We start from the raw sequence: 15,054 nt of genomic DNA on the forward strand, positions 1-15,054 counted from the left end.
ATAAATGGAAATGAAACAATAAAAACGAACCTGCCAGGACAGACTTTAGCCGCCCCGGCCTGTGGTTTGGCCGCGGTAGTAGCGCGTGGGCACAAAGGGCAAGGGGCTGACCTCCATGGGCACGGGCTTGCCGCGCACGATGGCCACCACCTTGCTGCCCACAGCCGCCCATGCGCTGTCCACATAGCCCATGGCAACGGGCTTGTCGATGGTGGGGCCGAGCAGGCCGCTGGTGACTTCACCAATCTTGTTGCCGGCGCCGTCTTGCAGCTCGGTGTGGTCACGCACGGGGATGCGCTCCAGCGCAATGAGTCCTACGCGCTTTCTAGTGCCTTTTGTGCCGCTAGCCCCCGTGGCATCTGCGAGAGCAGCTAGTATTTTTGTAGCGCCTGGGAAGCCACCTTCGCGCGCACCACCGGCGCGGCGCACCTTTTGCATGGCCCAGTTCAGGCTGGCCTCTACAGGGTTTGTCGTCGTATCGATGTCGTTGCCATACAGGCACAGGCCGGCTTCCAGCCGCAGGGAATTGCGGGCGCCCAGGCCAATCGGCTTGACTTCGGGCTGCGCCAGCAGGGCGCGGGCCAGGGCTTCGGCGTGGTCGTTGTGGACCGAGATCTCAAACCCGTCTTCCCCGGTGTAGCCGCTGCGGGTCATGAACACATCAATCTTTTGCGCGCCAGTATCCACGGTGAAGTTGCCACCGGTCATGAATACCAGCTTTTCCATCCCGGGCGCCAGACGAGAGAGCGCGGTGACGGCCTCGGGGCCCTGCAGCGCCAACAGCGCGTAGTCGGGCAGGGGGATGACCTGGCAACGGCTGCCAATCTTGGCTTGGATGTGCGCGATGTCGCCCACCTTGCATGCGCCGTTGACGATCACGAAAAGCTCGTTGTTCCCTTTGTTGAAGAACATCAGGTCGTCAATGATGGTGCCCTCATCGGTGAGCAGCAGGCCGTAGCGCTGCTTGCCCACGGGCAGGTCGATCACGTCCACCGGCATCAGGGTCTCGAAGGCTGCTGCGGCATCGGGGCCGACCAGGCGCAGCTGGCCCATGTGCGACACATCAAACAGGCCGGCAGCCTTGCGGGTGTGGTGGTGTTCGGCCATCAGGCCGGCCGGGTATTGCACGGGCATGGAATACCCGGCAAAAGGCACCATGCGGGCACCCAGCTCGATGTGCAGCGCGTTCAGTGGCGTGGTCAACAGGGATTCGGTGGAGGGAGCGGACATGGCGGCAATCCAGATAGGGGCAAGTCAAAACCCGAGGCACACGCATCGCTGCGCACACCCGGTGCTGCCCCCGCTGTCCGCTTTACCTGAGAGATTCGCCGGGCCTGCGTGCACAGCGTGCGCAGACTGCGGGTTGCTCCTTCGGTGGGCTGCAAAGTCTGCAGCCTCTCTCCAGTGGGGTCTCGTTGGCAGCCAAGCCACCAACGGATGTCAGTCCTTTTGCCTGAGCGTTCAGACCGCTGCAATCAGCCGTCCTGCGCCTTCGGCGGCTTCCGCGGGGGAAGCTCTCTCCTGACTGGACGGGATTCTAAACGAGGTGCTCATGACTTCTGCAAGCCCCCGGCATTTGTGCTTTCCACAAGAGCTGATTTGTCGCAATCGTGGCCAACTCGTGCTCATCTACACTGCTTTGCCGTTGCTGGCGCTCCGTGGTGGGTGTCGCGTGTCATCTCTTCTTGCTTCCTTATGCTCCAAATCCTGCGCTTGTGTCTGATCGGGCTCCACTTTCTCGTTGCAGCGGTGATCAATTTCCTCATTTGCCTGGTGCGCCCCTTCAACCCGGACAACTCGCGTTTGTGTGGCTGGGTGTATTCGGCGCCTGCCTTGCGTATTTTGGGGCTGAGCATGAAGCTGGATACCGCCGATATGCTGCGCCAGCCCAACCCTTTTGTGGTGGTGGCCAACCACCAGTCAAACTGGGATCTGTGGGTGCTGGGTTGCTCAGTGCCACGGCGCACCGTGTCTTTGGGTAAAAAGAGCTTGAAGTGGGTGCCATTTTTCGGGCAGATTTATTGGCTTGCAGGCAACATACTGATCGACCGTGGCAATGCCTTCAAGGCCAAACAGGCCATGCTGAAAACCACCGATGTGATGTTGCACCAGGACACCTCGATTTGGGTCTTCCCGGAAGGCACGCGCAACCTGGGCAAGGGCTTGTTGCCTTTCAAGAAAGGTGCCTTCCAGATGGCCATCAATGCGGGCGTGCCGATTGTTCCCCTGGTGTGTAGCAATTACAAAAGCACCATGCGGCTGAACCGCTGGCACAGCGGCCGCATTGTGATCAAGACCTTGGCGCCCATCCCCACCGCGGGGATGACGCTGGAGGACATGCCCGCGCTGATGGAGCGTTGCCGTGAACAGATGCTGGCCTGTCTGGCGGAGTTGGATGCACAGATTGCTCAGGCGTAAAAAAGGGAGGCCTTGGGCCTCCCTTGTTACTTGCACCTGCGTGCGTTACATGCCCGCGTAGTTTGGTCCGCCGCCGCCTTCGGGCGTGACCCAGACGATGTTCTGTGTAGGATCCTTGATGTCGCAGGTCTTGCAATGCACACAGTTCTGCGCGTTGATCTGCAGGCGATCGCTGTTGTCTTCGTTCTTGACAAACTCGTAGACACCGGCCGGGCAGTAGCGGGCTTCGGGACCCGCGTACTTGGCGAGGTTGATGCCCACGGGCACCGAGGCGTCTTTGAGCGTCAAGTGCGCGGGTTGCTGCTCTTCGTGGTTGGTGTTGCTGATGAACACGCTGCTCAAGCGGTCGAAGGTGAGCTTGCCGTCCGGCTTGGGATACACGATGGGCTTGCACTCGGCAGCGGGCTTGAGGTACGCGTGGTCGGGCTTGTCACGGCGCAGCGTCCAGGGGATGTGGCCGCGCAGCACGAACTGCTCGAAGCCGTTCATGAGCGTTGCCACCGTCAGGCCGTGCTTGAACCAGTTTTTGAAGTTGCGGTCCTTGTTCAGCTCCGTGTGCAGCCAGCTCTTCTCAAAGGCTTCGGGGTAAGCGCTGAGTTCGTCGTGCTGGCGACCTGCCACCACGGCATCAAAAGCGGCTTCAGCGGCCTGCATGCCCGTTTTGATGGCGGCGTGGCTGCCCTTGATGCGGCTGACGTTCAGGTAGCCAGCGTTGCAGCCCACCAGGCAGCCGCCCGGGAACACGGTTTTGGGCAGGGCATTGATGCCACTGGCGTTGATCGCGCGTGCGCCATAGGACAGGCGCTTGGCGGTGACTTCGCCTTTGTCGTTCTCGAAGTAGTAGCGCACATTGGGGTGCGTCTTCCAGCGCTGGAATTCCTCAAACGGGCTCAGGTAGGGGTTGCTGTAACCCAAGCCGGTGACAAAGCCCAGTGCGACCTTGTTGCCGTCCAGGTGGTACAAAAATGCACCGCCGTAGGTGTCCGATTCCATGGGCCAGCCGGCGGTGTGCATGACAAAACCGGGCTTGTGGCGGCTGGGGTCGATCTCCCAGAGTTCCTTGATGCCAATGCCGAAGCTTTGGGGATCGCGGCCTTCGTCAAGTTTGTACTTGGCAATCAGCTGTTTGCCCAGGTGGCCGCGTGCGCCTTCGGCAAACACGGTGTACTTGCCCAGCAGTTCCATACCAAGCTGGAAGTTCTCTGTGGGCTCGCCGTCCTTGCCGACGCCCATGTTGCCGGTAGCCACGCCCTTGACCGAACCATCGTCGTTGTAGAGCACTTCTGCCGCAGTGAAGCCGGGGAAAATTTCCACGCCCAGGGCCTCGGCTTGTTCTGCCATCCACTTGGTGACGGCGCCCAGGCTCACGATGTAGTTGCCATCGTTGTGGGCGAACGGGGGCAGGAACATGTTGGGTACGCGCACGCCGGTTTTTTCGCCCAGGAAAATGTAGGCATCATCGGTCACAGGCTGGTTCAGCGGTGCGCCCAGTTCTTTCCAGTTGGGGATCAGCTCGGTCAGCGCCTTGGGGTCCATGATGGCGCCGGACAAAATGTGCGCGCCAGGCTCGGAACCTTTTTCCAGCACGACGACTGATACCTCTTTGCCTTGTTCGGCCGCAAGCTGCTTCAGGCGGATTGCCGTTGCTAGACCACCAGGGCCACCGCCTACGACGACCACGTCGTATTCCATGGATTCACGGGGGCCGAATTGCGCCAGAATTTCCTGGTTTGTCATGGGGTGTCTCGCTTAATAATGGGTGGTCTTCGGGTCGCTTTGCCCGTACACGGGGCACATCGAACTGGAGTGGGATTTTATTCGCTGAATTTTCAAAAAAGAACGATCGTTCTTTTTATTTTGAGGAGGCACTCTAAATGGCTTACAGCATCGATCTTTCAGGGCGTGTTGCATTCATCACGGGTGCATCTGGCGGGCTGGGCGCGCAGTTTGCGAAAACTTTGGCCGCTGCGGGAGCCGCCGTGGTGCTGGCCAGTCGCCGGGTGGACAAACTCAAAGACCTGCGTGCCGAAATCGCAGGGCAGGGCGGCGAAGCGCATGTGGTGGAACTGGATGTGACCGACCATGATTCGATCAAGTCTGCCGTGGCCCACGCTGAGACGGAAGTCGGCTCCATCGACATTCTGATTAACAACTCAGGTGTTAGCACCACGCAGCGCCTGCAGGATGTGTCGCCCGACGACTATGACTTCATGTTCAACACCAATGTGAAAGGCGCGTTTTTTGTGGCCCAAGAGGTGGGCAAACGCATGCTGGCGCGCGCCAAGGGCGCGGCGCCCGGCAGCTACACCGGAGGGCGCATCGTCAACATTGCATCCATGGCGGGTTTGCGGGTGCTGCCGCAAATCGGCGTCTATTGCATGAGCAAGGCCGCCATCATCCAGATGACCAAGGCGCAGGCCTTGGAGTGGGGCAAATTCGGCATCAATGTGAATGCGCTGTGTCCGGGCTACATCGACACTGAAATCAACCACCACCACTGGCAGACCGATGCAGGCCAGAAGCTGGTGCAGATGTTGCCTCGCAAACGTATCGGCCACCCGCAGGACCTGGACGCGATTCTGGTCACACTATGTTCGGACCAAAGCCACTTTATCAATGGCGCAGTGATTGCTGCGGACGATGGTTTTGGCGTTTGAGGGTTTGCATGTGACGCGTCGGGTGCGGGTTTGTTAGTCGGCATTCTGGCCGGGCTGGCGGCGGGGGCGCTGTGGGGCTTGGTGTTTGTGGCGCCAGCACTGGCGCCTGGCTTGACTTCGGTGGATCTGGCGGCAGGGCGCTTTGCCAGCTATGGCCTGACGGCGCTGCTGGTGATGTTGCTTGCGCGTGGCAAGCGGCGTTGGCCCACGCCAAGTCAGTGGGGTGCCGCCCTGGGCTTGAGCGTGTTGGGTTTTTCCGGTTACTACTTGTTGCTGGTGCTGTCCATCCGCGACGCAGGAATCGAGGTGCCAACGCTCATCATCGGCACCATTCCCATTTGGGTGATGCTGCTGGGCAAGCCCGAACACTTGCGGTGGCGCAGTCTGTTGCCGGGTTTGCTGCTCACCGTCTTGGGCGTGCTGTTGATGATGGGGGCAGAGACGGCTGGTGCTGCGGAGCTTGCCGCGCAAGGCTGGGTGTACTGGCGTGGCATCGGTTTTGCGCTCTTGTCCATGGTTTGCTGGACTGCGTTTGCGGTACTGAACTCGGCTTGGCTCAAACACCATCACGATGTGAATGTGACGGACTGGACCAACTGGTTGGGTGTGGCGTCCGGGCTCGGTGCCATCGGGCTCTGGCTGATGCTGGGTTCAGAGTCAAAAGCACTGTTAGCCCAGGCGGATATTGCGCAAGCAGCTATGGTTTGTATAGCGACCGGGGTGGGGTCGGCATGGCTGGCAACGGTGCTCTGGAATATGGCCAGCCGCCGCCTGAGTGCCAGTCTGTGCGGTCAGCTGATTGTGAGCGAGACGCTGTTTGCCCTGCTCTACGCGTTTGTGGGATACGGCGTCTGGCCCCACTGGCTGCAATGGTTGGCGAGCGCGACGTTCGTGATGGGGATCATCGCAACCGTTCGCGCGCACAAGTAGGGCCCCCACGAGCAACCGCTACGCGGGGCTGTCCGTATGCAGTTTGTCCGTCCCTACGCTCCGCAATTACCCTATCGGCTTACTTCGGTGCGAGACGAATTGCACCGTCCAGGCGAATCACTTCGCCGTTGAGCATGTCGTTCTCAAAAATGTGCACCGCCAGTTTGGCGTAGTCCTGCGGCGTGCCCAGACGGGACGGGAAGGGCACACCAGCGGCCAGTGCGTCTTGCACCTCTTGCGGCATGGAGAACAGCATGGGCGTGCCGAAGATGCCGGGGGCAATCGTCATATTGCGAATACCGTTGCGTGCAAGGTCGCGTGCAATCGGCAATGTCATGCCAACCACCCCGCCTTTGGACGCGCTGTAGGCAGCCTGGCCAATCTGTCCATCGTAGGCCGCAACCGATGCGGTGGAAATCATAGCGCCACGTTCACCGGTTGCCTCCGGTTCGTTCTTGCTCATGGCCTCTGCGGCCAAGCGAATCATGTTGAAGCTGCCAATCAGGTTGACGGTGATGGTCTTGCTGAAGGAGGCCAAAGCGTGCGCACCGTTCTTGCCCACTGTTTTTTCGGCCGGCGCGATGCCGGCGCAGTTCACCAACCCCATCAGCTTGCCCATGGAAACTGCTTTGGCCACCACCGCTTGTCCATCCGCTTCATTGCTCACGTCGCATTTCACAAATGCGCCACCAATGTCCTTGGCGATAGCTTCGCCTTTCTCTGCCTGCATGTCTGCGATCACCACCGTGCCGCCCTTGGCCGCCAGCATGCGCGCGGTGCCTTCGCCCAAACCCGATGCGCCACCGGTCACGATGAAGACTTTGCCTGCGATGTCCATAGAAAACTCCTTGCTTGATGGAAGATATTACGTTTACGTAAACGTCAATTATGGCGCAGGCCTTTGCAACTTTTGTGGGGCTTGAGTTCAAGAGCCCCAATTTATGCTGCTATACTTCTGCCTCTCGGATACTGTAGGCGCATAGCTCAGCTGGTTAGAGCACCACCTTGACATGGTGGGGGTCGTTGGTTCGAGTCCAATTGCGCCTACCAAAGTTCCAATATCTCCTGCTCCTAGGGTAATCCTAGGTCGATGCCAGGCGGTCACTCCCTAGAATGTGCTGCAGTGCAACACCATTTTGGCTCCCACGTTCAGTGTCGAGCGATCGCAATGCAAAAAACCTCTTCCAAAGATTCCAAGAAGTCGCAGCGGGTTATCAAAAAATACCCCAATCGCCGCCTCTACGACACTGACACGTCCGCCTACATCACGCTGGCAGAAATCAAGCAGTTGGTGATGGACAGCGAAGTGTTTTCGGTGGTGGATGCGAAGTCGGGTGAAGACATTACGCGCAGCATCCTGCTGCAGATCATTCTGGAAGAAGAGGCGAATGGTTCGCCTATGTTCACCACGCCCGTGCTTTCGCACATCATCCGTTTTTATGGCCATGCCATGCAGGGCATGATGGGTGGGTACCTGGAGAAGAACATGCAGGCGCTGATGGACATGCAGGCACCCATGGTGCAAGGTGTCATGAGCAACAACATGTTCCAGCAAATGCAGGAACAAATGCAGAAACAAACAGAGCAGTTCCTCGGCACTTTCGGCCTGAAGCGCTAGTCGCATTCTGGTTGGGGCGGTGGTGGGCTCTTGCTTCTATGGATTGATGGATATGACAGACGTTTTGACCTCCACCCCACCCGCGCACGCCGCACCCAAAGTGGGGTTCGTCAGCCTGGGCTGCCCCAAGGCTTTGACCGATTCCGAGTTGATCCTCACGCAACTCAGCGCCGAGGGCTACCAAACTTCCAAAACCTTTCAGGGTGCGGACTTGGTGATCGTGAATACCTGTGGCTTCATTGACGATGCGGTCAAGGAGAGCCTAGACACCATCGGCGAGGCACTGGCCGAAAATGGCCGCGTGATCGTGACTGGCTGCCTGGGGGCAAAAACTACCGATGGCGGCGAGAACATGGTGCGCCAGATGCATCCCAAGGTGCTGGCAGTCACTGGCCCGCATGCGACGCAGGAGGTGATGGATGCGGTGCATCTGAATTTGCCCAAGCCCCATGATCCGTTTCTGGATCTGGTGCCGCAGTCTTTTGGTGTGGCGGGCGTCAAGCTCACCCCGCGCCACTATGCCTATTTGAAAATCAGCGAAGGCTGTAACCACCGCTGTACCTTTTGCATCATCCCCAGCATGCGTGGTGACTTGGTGTCGCGCCCGATTGGTGATGTGCTGACGGAGGCCTGTGCCCTGTTTGAGGGAGGGGTGAAGGAATTGCTGGTGATCAGCCAGGACACCTCAGCGTATGGCGTGGATGTGAAATACCGTACCGGCTTCTGGGATGGCAAGCCGGTGAAGACCCGCATGCTGGAGTTGGTGCAGGCCTTGGGCGACATTGCCGAGCCCTATGGTGCTTGGGTGCGTTTGCACTATGTGTACCCTTACCCGAGTGTGGACGACATCATTCCCTTTATGGCCACAGGGCGCGTGTTGCCCTACCTGGATGTGCCGCTACAGCACAGCCATCCCGATGTGCTGCGCCGCATGAAGCGCCCCGCCAGCGGCGAGAAAAATCTGGACCGTTTGCAGCAATGGCGCGCAGCCTGCCCAGAGCTTGTGGTGCGCAGTACTTTTATTGCCGGCTTTCCGGGTGAGACAGAAGCCGAGTTTGAGCATTTGCTGGATTTTATCCGCGAAGCGCAGATCGACCGCGCGGGTTGCTTTGCCTACAGTGCTGTGAACGGTGCGACCGCCAACGATTTGCCGGGCATGTTGCCTATCGAGTTGCGCGAAGAGCGACGCGCGCGTTTTATGGCTGTAGCTGAAGAAGTATCGGCAGCGCGCTTGCAGCGCCGTGTGGGTTCCGTGATGCAGGTGTTGGTGGATTCCGCGCCAGCCTTGGGTCGCAAAGGTGGAGTGGGGCGCAGTTATGCCGATGCGCCTGAGATCGATGGCGTAGTGCGATTGCTGCCACCCGAAAAAATCAGCAAGACCCTCAAGGTGGGGGAGTTCACAAAGGCGCGCATTGTGAGTGCGCAGGGGCACGATCTGGTTGCGGTCCCGATCTGAAAGACTTAGGAAAACCGAGGGCCCGTAACAGGGCCCTTTTCATGGCTAGCAAGGATAAACAGGCAAAGAAAAAGCCCTGTGACTTTCGTCACAGGGCTCGTCTATCGGTGGTGCCCAGGAGAAGACTCGAACTTCCACGGTCTTGCAACCGCTAGCACCTGAAGCTAGTGCGTCTACCAATTTCGCCACCTGGGCATCGAATTGAATTGTAGCACGGTTAAAAAGCTGTTTTGGACTCGCGCCGCACTTTTTGAAATGGTTGTGACAGCGTGAGCTGCGATAGTGTCTGCATAAGCTGTCGCATTTCTGGCGCATACTAGTGGTCAAGAGGAACCAACAACCTTTCGGCCCGGGCTACTCATGAAAGCGAGAGATTTCATTAAAAACGTCAGCCAAACCAGCGGCATGCTGGACGAAGTAGAAGGCATTGTTCAGGGGCACCGCGACGGACACGGTTTTGTGTCCCGTGACGATGGCGCACCGGACATCTATTTACCCCCGAACGAGATGCGCGCGGTGCTGCACAAGGACCGCGTCAAGGTGCGCATTGTGCGCAGTGATCGCAAGGGCCGCCCCGAGGGGCGTGTGGTGGAAATTGTGGAGCGATCCACCCAACCCATTATTGGCCGTCTCTTGCAAGAGAGCGGTGTTTGGCTGGTGGCGCCAGAAGACAAGCGGTATGGCCAAGACGTATTGATTCCCAAGGGCGCGATCAGTGCGGCCAAACCCGGCCAAGTGGTGGTGGTGGAACTGGTAGAGCCCCCGGCGCTGTTTGGCCAGCCAGTCGGTCGCATCAAAGAGGTGCTGGGCGAGGTGGATGACCCCGGCATGGAGATTGAAATCGCCGTGCGCAAATACAGCGTGCCGCATGAATTCTCCGATGCGTGTATCGCGTTGGCTCGTACGCTACCGGACAAGGTGCGTTCGCAGGACAAGCTGCAGCGCATTGATTTGACCGATGTTCCGTTGGTGACTATCGATGGCGAGGATGCCCGCGATTTTGACGATGCGGTGTACTGTGAACCCGCTACCAAGGGCCGCGGCAAGACGGCGCAAAAAGGCTGGCGCCTTCTGGTGGCCATTGCGGATGTGAGCCACTATGTGGAGACAGGTTCTGCCATCGATGTGGATGCCTACGACCGCGCTACCAGTGTTTATTTCCCGCGCCGCGTGATTCCCATGTTGCCGGAGAAGCTCTCCAATGGGTTGTGTTCGCTGAACCCGGAGGTGGATCGTTTGTGCATGGTGTGCGACATGTTCGTGACCACCGAGGGGGAGGTTGATGCATATCAGTTTTACCCAGCGGTGATGTGGAGCCATGCGCGCTTTACCTATACCGAGGTGGCGGCGATCCTGGGCAATACCCGTGGACCTGAAGCGAGCAAGCGGCGTGCGTTGGTTCCCCAGTTGTTGGACTTGCATGGCGTGTACCAGGCACTGCTGAAGTCGCGCCACAAGCGGGGTGCGGTGGACTTTGAAACCACCGAGACACAGATCGTGTGTGATGAGAATGGCCGCATTGAGAAGATCGTGCCACGCACGCGCAACACTGCCCATCGTTTGATTGAAGAGGCCATGTTGGCGGCCAACGTGTGTAGTGCGGATTTCATTGCACAAAACAAGCATCCGGGCTTGTTCCGCGTGCATGAGGGCCCAACACCCGAGAAGCAGGAGATCCTGCGTAACTATCTCAAGGCCAGTGGCATTGGCATGAGCATCAGCGAGAAACCCGCGCCCGGCGAGTTTCAAGCCATAGCGATGGCGACCAAGGACCGGCCCGACGCGCAGCAAATTCACTCTATGCTCTTGCGCTCCATGTCACAGGCGATTTACACGCCAATCAACAGTGGCCACTTCGGACTGGCGTTTGACGCCTATACCCACTTTACGAGCCCAATCCGCCGTTACCCCGACTTGCTGGTGCACCGGGTCATCAAGGCGATTTTGGCCAAGACCAAGTACCAGCTGCCGGTGTTGCCCACCCCGGGTGAGGCCCATGCCAAGCTGGCACGCCGTCTGGAGAAAAACCTGGCCGGCCGGGTGGCAGAATCTGGCACCAAGCCCAAGAAGATGAATGCCGAGGGCACGGCTTGGCAAGCGGCAGGCCTGCACTGCAGTGCCAACGAGCGCCGTGCCGATGAGGCCAGTCGTGACGTGGAAGCATGGCTCAAGTGCAAATACATGCGCGAGCACCTGGGTGAGGAGTACTCGGGGGTGGTGACGTCGGCCACCACCTTTGGGCTGTTCGTCACGCTGGACGCCATGTATGTGGAAGGCTTGGTACATATCACCGAGTTGGGTGGCGAATATTTCCGCTTTGATGAGGCACGCCAGGAGCTGCGTGGTGAGCGCACGGGCATACGCTACGCCATTGGCACACGGGTACGTATCCAGGTGAGCCGTGTCGACCTGGATGGCCGAAAGATTGACTTCCGTCTGGTGCAAGAGGGCCAGAGCCTGCAGCCGCGCGCGGCTGCAGACAAAGGGGTACTTCGCGAAGTCAAGGGACGTGCTGAGTTCTCGGAGCGCGCGGAGACTTCCGGTGGCGGGGCCTTCAAGGGCAAGGAGCGACAGCGTGCCAGCGTCAAGACGCCACGCAGCGCCCGGTCGAATGAAAAGCCCTCCGGAGCTTCCAAAAAGACAAGTAAGAAGCAACGGCGCTGACCGGGATGTGCCAAGAATGCTATCTAAAAGATATCTGCTTGCGCATATTTTTCGGGGGCTAGAGGGCTATTTGTATCAAATCTGGCGTGCCAAGTCGGCTGCAGTCAATGTGGTGGAAGAGGGCCACCGGTCTGCTGCCTGTCCGTGTCGGTAGCACGCATGGCAGGCGGCTTCGAAGGCGCTGTACCCTTGGGCCATCAAGCTACCCAGCAGGCCTGCCAAGACGTCACCGGTCCCCGCAATGGCCAGCCGCGCATTGCCCGTCGGGTTGATGCGAGGGAGTTTGCCAGGACTGGCGATGATGCTTCCAGACCCTTTCAGAACGACGGTGCAATTGAATTGCTGCGCCAGACTCTGGGCACTTGCCAGGCGGTTCGCCTGTACCTCTGCGGTGCTGCAGCTTAGCAAGCGTGCGGCTTCCAACGGGTGCGGCGTCAGAGCGGTCGTGCCATCCGCACGTGCTGCCAGCACCTGGCCCCATGCGGGGTTGCGAGCCAGGGCATTCAGGGCATCGGCATCCAGCACTAACTGGCGTGCGCCAGACAATAGGCGCGGCATGTATGCATCGATGGCCTTACCACCGCCGCAGCCTGCCACCACGGTCATTTCCTCTATTTCCAGCCGGTCTACGCTGCTCTGCATCAATGCGGGGTAAGAGGCAAAGACTGAACGGTGGTCGCCTTCGTCCAGCAGTGCCAAGTAGATGCGTCCGGCACCGGCATGGAGCGCTGCGGTGCCTGCCAGCAGCGCCGCCCCCACCATGCCAGTGGCTCCGCCTACGGTAACCACGTCACCAAAATTGCCTTTGTGCGAGGCATGTAGGCGTGGGGAGTGCGGGGCGGCGCTATTCAGCCACGCATCTGGCGCGTGGGGTGTTTTGGCGCCCAGGGGGTTCAGCCAAATGTCACCGCAGGCGTCGCGCCCATGGGCAGTGAACAGCCCTGGCTTAAGCGCTAAAAATGACAACGTCGCCCTCGCCCGTACGCTGGCGCCGAGTGCCTGGCCAGTGTCGGCGTTCAGGCCGCTGGGAACATCGACCGCAATGATTGGGGCACTGCTTGTCAACATAGTCTGGAGGGCTGCCAGTGCTGCCCCGCGCGGCGCGCCTACCTGACCGAGGCCTAGCAGTGCGTCGATGCACACGTCCCAGTGCGGTGGTGGTTCTGTGTGGATGCCGATGCCTGCAGCAAGGGCCCGTTGTAGTGAGGCTGCCGCGTCGGCGGGTGGGGTGCGGGTCGCAGCAGGCAGCGACAGTCGGACAGTTTTCCCCCACTGTTGCAAATGCAGGGCGGCTTCGAGCCCATCGCCTCCGTTGTTGCCCCCACCGCACGCGATCCACACGGTCTGGGCGTGTGGTGCGTAGGCGAGGGTAAGCCGTGCTACGGCCAGTCCGGCACGTTGCATCAAGGTGTGGGGCGGGAGCTTGGCCGCGGCTTCTTGCTCCAACGCACGCAGTGTGGTCGCGCTCAGTAGCTGGTAGGCGGTGGGGTGCAAGGGGCCTTGCGGCCCCACGACCCACTCAGAATTCGTAGACATCGCCCTCGCGGGCCAGGCGTATGTCCATGCCTTGTGCCAATGCGGCGTTGGTGCTCAGTGCTTCGGCGAACGCGACCTCCAGCGCATCGTCACTGCGGGTGGGTTCATGGTGGGTGCAAAACAGCACCTTGGCTCCTGCGCCGCGCGCGCTGGCTATGCTGGTGCTGAATGTGCCGTGGCCCCAGCCTTTTTTGGAGGGGTATTCAGTGTCGGTGTAAGAGCTGTCCGCAATGTAGACGTCGACGCCGCGGATGGCTTCCTGGATGGAACGCTCCTTCTCGTCCACAAACACCTGGTACTCGTCGTAGGCCTCGTCACCGGGCTCGTAGATGTTGTACGGCGGCTCGTGGTCGCCCGTAAAAAATACCGACTTCCCATTGCATTCAATCCGGTAGCCAAAATCGATCACTGGGTGATTCAGCAAACAGGGCGTGACGGTGGCCGAGCCGATCTGGATCGGCTGGTCTGGCATCAGGGTGACGTATTCGATGCGTGCTTTCATTTCAGCCTCGCGCACCGGAAAGTAGCTGTACTGCAGCTGCACTGCCATGACTTGCTCAATCCCCTTGCCCGACACCGGGTCGAAACACCCATGCAGGCGCAGGGTGTTGCCGGGGATGAAGTTGGGAATGAAGAAGGGCAGGCCCTGGATGTGGTCCCAGTGGGAGTGGGTGATCAGCACATTGGCAGTTACAGGCATTTCTGCCAACAGCGTTTGCGAGAGAGGAAAAATGCCAGTGCCGGCATCGAGGATGATGAGTTCGTTGTTGTCAGTGCGGATTTCTATACACGTCGTGTTGCCGCCGTAGCGCACGGTCTTGGGGCCTGGTGAGGCGATGGACCCACGGACGCCCCAGAACTTCACCTTCATGCCGTCTCCTTCATTTCAAAGTTTGGCAAATACCTGGGCTTCTGCAAACAGGTGGTCCAGATTTCCCATGGACGCAATCACCGCCTCCAGATCGCCGCCAAGGCGCTTTTGTACAGTTGCAGGAAGTTCTTCGACCTTGTGGTTACCCGCAAATCCATATTGCAGTTTTTTGCTGATTTGGTTGGCGGCAAAGACGCAGGCAATCATGTCTGTATCTTTCAGATTGTCCATCCGCTGGTGCCGTATGGTGTCGATCAAATGGGGTGCAAAGCGCCACTTTTCCACGAGCATGGCGCCAACGACCGCATGGTCAGCACCAATAACGGTTTGTAGCGCGGTGTGGAGTGAGCTGTGTCCTTCTTCGCTGAGTTGTAATGCTTTCCGGAATTCCTCGGGCATAAACTGTGCAAATACAACCTTGCCAAAGTCGTGCAGCAAGCCTGCAATAAAGCAGTCCATGGGATCGGCATCATCGACCTTAAGCGCCAATTGCTTGGCAATCCCAGCGGTAGCCAGAGAGTGAAGCAGGTACTGCTGCACGTCAAAGCCCGCTGCGTTGTCCTTTGGCAGCATGCCAATGGCGGCAATACTCAATGCCAAATTTTTGATGGTGTTGAAGCCCAGGTACACCACGGCATGCCCGATGGTGGTAATTTGTTTTGGCAGGCTGTAGTACGCCGAATTCACCACCTTGAGAACCTTGACAGTCACCACCGGGTCCTTGTCAATTACCTCTACCAGGTCTTTGGGTGTGCTATTGACGTCGCGTGTCAGTTCCAGAATGCGCTGCACGCTTTTGGGAAAAGCCGGCATGCCGTCGACAGCAGCAGTCAATTTTTGCGAAAGTTCAGGACTCATGGAAAAAGCGTCTCCCTCGTCCCATTGTGTCAGCACCGCAGGGGGC

Annotated in this window: 12 protein-coding genes, 2 tRNA genes and 2 riboswitches; of the genes, 7 read left to right on the forward strand and 7 right to left on the reverse strand. The window is 59.2% G+C overall.

The window, feature by feature from the left end; genetic code table 11:
* Window positions 1-45: 45 nt before the first annotated feature.
* On the reverse strand, window positions 46-1,230 hold the full coding sequence (gene gcvT / locus CHU94_RS11690) for a glycine cleavage system aminomethyltransferase GcvT (protein WP_094480022.1): 1,185 nt from the start codon (window positions 1,228-1,230) through the stop codon (window positions 46-48).
* A gap of 63 nt (window positions 1,231-1,293) precedes the next feature.
* Window positions 1,294-1,415, reverse strand: a riboswitch (glycine riboswitch).
* Window positions 1,416-1,431: 16 nt separating this feature from the next.
* Window positions 1,432-1,534, reverse strand: a riboswitch (glycine riboswitch).
* Window positions 1,535-1,695: 161 nt separating this feature from the next.
* Between gcvT and CHU94_RS11695 the strand changes: the two genes are divergently transcribed.
* Window positions 1,696-2,418 (forward strand): 1-acyl-sn-glycerol-3-phosphate acyltransferase, encoded by a 723-nt coding sequence (locus tag CHU94_RS11695; RefSeq protein ID WP_094480024.1) that lies wholly within the window; start codon window positions 1,696-1,698, stop codon window positions 2,416-2,418.
* A gap of 45 nt (window positions 2,419-2,463) precedes the next feature.
* On the opposite strand, the gene CHU94_RS11700 is transcribed toward CHU94_RS11695, so the two are convergent.
* Complete coding sequence (locus CHU94_RS11700; protein WP_094480026.1) at window positions 2,464-4,155, reverse strand: electron transfer flavoprotein-ubiquinone oxidoreductase; 1,692 nt, start codon at window positions 4,153-4,155, stop codon at window positions 2,464-2,466.
* 137 nt (window positions 4,156-4,292) lie between these two features.
* Here CHU94_RS11700 and CHU94_RS11705 point away from each other — a divergent pair, with 137 nt between their 5' ends.
* A complete protein-coding gene (locus CHU94_RS11705; RefSeq protein ID WP_094480028.1) occupies window positions 4,293-5,075 on the forward strand; it encodes an SDR family oxidoreductase in 783 nt (260 codons plus the stop codon).
* 30 nt (window positions 5,076-5,105) lie between these two features.
* Entirely contained in the window at window positions 5,106-6,005 is a 900-nt protein-coding gene (locus tag CHU94_RS11710) for a DMT family transporter (protein ID WP_094480030.1), read from the forward strand.
* A 79-nt stretch (window positions 6,006-6,084) separates the two neighbouring features.
* Here CHU94_RS11710 and CHU94_RS11715 read toward each other — a convergent pair whose 3' ends face one another.
* The gene (locus CHU94_RS11715) at window positions 6,085-6,843 is read right to left on the reverse strand and encodes a 3-hydroxyacyl-CoA dehydrogenase (protein WP_094480032.1); all 759 of its coding nucleotides are present in this window, start codon (window positions 6,841-6,843) and stop codon (window positions 6,085-6,087) included.
* Window positions 6,844-6,978: 135 nt separating this feature from the next.
* Between CHU94_RS11715 and CHU94_RS11720 the strand changes: the two genes are divergently transcribed.
* The 3 genes from CHU94_RS11720 (at window position 6,979) to rimO (ending at window position 9,079) form a co-directional block, all read left to right on the forward strand.
* Window positions 6,979-7,055, forward strand: a tRNA-Val gene (locus CHU94_RS11720).
* A gap of 118 nt (window positions 7,056-7,173) precedes the next feature.
* The gene (gene phaR, locus CHU94_RS11725; protein WP_094480034.1) at window positions 7,174-7,623 is read left to right on the forward strand and encodes a polyhydroxyalkanoate synthesis repressor PhaR; all 450 of its coding nucleotides are present in this window, start codon (window positions 7,174-7,176) and stop codon (window positions 7,621-7,623) included.
* 52 nt (window positions 7,624-7,675) lie between these two features.
* On the forward strand, window positions 7,676-9,079 hold the full coding sequence (gene rimO, locus CHU94_RS11730) for a 30S ribosomal protein S12 methylthiotransferase RimO (protein ID WP_094480036.1): 1,404 nt from the start codon (window positions 7,676-7,678) through the stop codon (window positions 9,077-9,079).
* Window positions 9,080-9,187: 108 nt separating this feature from the next.
* On the opposite strand, the gene CHU94_RS11735 is transcribed toward rimO, so the two are convergent.
* Window positions 9,188-9,274 (reverse strand) — tRNA-Leu (locus tag CHU94_RS11735).
* Between the two features lie 165 nt (window positions 9,275-9,439).
* Here CHU94_RS11735 and rnr point away from each other — a divergent pair.
* The gene (rnr, locus tag CHU94_RS11740) at window positions 9,440-11,743 is read left to right on the forward strand and encodes a ribonuclease R (protein WP_255033929.1); all 2,304 of its coding nucleotides are present in this window, start codon (window positions 9,440-9,442) and stop codon (window positions 11,741-11,743) included.
* Between the two features lie 75 nt (window positions 11,744-11,818).
* On the opposite strand, the gene CHU94_RS11745 is transcribed toward rnr, so the two are convergent.
* From CHU94_RS11745 to CHU94_RS11755, 3 genes are read right to left on the reverse strand one after another with little or no spacing between them, the layout of a single operon-like run.
* Window positions 11,819-13,279 carry an NAD(P)H-hydrate dehydratase gene (locus CHU94_RS11745; RefSeq protein WP_094480038.1) on the reverse strand — a complete coding sequence of 487 codons (1,461 nt, stop codon included), beginning with the start codon at window positions 13,277-13,279 and terminating at the stop codon, window positions 11,819-11,821.
* The gene (locus CHU94_RS11750; RefSeq protein ID WP_094480040.1) at window positions 13,263-14,150 is read right to left on the reverse strand and encodes an MBL fold metallo-hydrolase; all 888 of its coding nucleotides are present in this window, start codon (window positions 14,148-14,150) and stop codon (window positions 13,263-13,265) included. Before CHU94_RS11750 ends, CHU94_RS11745 begins: the two co-directional genes overlap by 17 nt.
* A gap of 15 nt (window positions 14,151-14,165) precedes the next feature.
* Complete coding sequence (locus CHU94_RS11755; RefSeq protein WP_094480042.1) at window positions 14,166-15,008, reverse strand: HDOD domain-containing protein; 843 nt, start codon at window positions 15,006-15,008, stop codon at window positions 14,166-14,168.
* Window positions 15,009-15,054: the final 46 nt, after the last annotated feature.

This window comes from Rhodoferax sp. TH121 (genome assembly GCF_002251855.1).
GTDB lineage: Bacteria > Pseudomonadota > Gammaproteobacteria > Burkholderiales > Burkholderiaceae_C > Allorhodoferax.

Bases quoted from the DNA above. Each gene is read 5' to 3' on its own strand.
- CHU94_RS11715 (WP_094480032.1), bottom strand. From the start codon at position 6,843: ATGGACATCGCAGGCAAAGTCTTCATCGTGACCGGTGGCGCATCGGGT.
- CHU94_RS11745 (WP_094480038.1), bottom strand. From the start codon at position 13,279: ATGTCTACGAATTCTGAGTGGGTCGTGGGGCCGCAAGGCCCCTTGCAC.
- CHU94_RS11705 (WP_094480028.1), top strand. From the start codon at position 4,293: ATGGCTTACAGCATCGATCTTTCAGGGCGTGTTGCATTCATCACGGGT.
- phaR (WP_094480034.1), top strand. From the start codon at position 7,174: ATGCAAAAAACCTCTTCCAAAGATTCCAAGAAGTCGCAGCGGGTTATC.
- CHU94_RS11750 (WP_094480040.1), bottom strand. From the start codon at position 14,150: ATGAAGGTGAAGTTCTGGGGCGTCCGTGGGTCCATCGCCTCACCAGGC.
- rimO (WP_094480036.1), top strand. From the start codon at position 7,676: ATGACAGACGTTTTGACCTCCACCCCACCCGCGCACGCCGCACCCAAA.
- CHU94_RS11755 (WP_094480042.1), bottom strand. From the start codon at position 15,008: ATGAGTCCTGAACTTTCGCAAAAATTGACTGCTGCTGTCGACGGCATG.
- gcvT (WP_094480022.1), bottom strand. From the start codon at position 1,230: ATGTCCGCTCCCTCCACCGAATCCCTGTTGACCACGCCACTGAACGCG.
- CHU94_RS11700 (WP_094480026.1), bottom strand. From the start codon at position 4,155: ATGACAAACCAGGAAATTCTGGCGCAATTCGGCCCCCGTGAATCCATG.
- CHU94_RS11695 (WP_094480024.1), top strand. From the start codon at position 1,696: ATGCTCCAAATCCTGCGCTTGTGTCTGATCGGGCTCCACTTTCTCGTT.
- rnr (WP_255033929.1), top strand. From the start codon at position 9,440: ATGAAAGCGAGAGATTTCATTAAAAACGTCAGCCAAACCAGCGGCATG.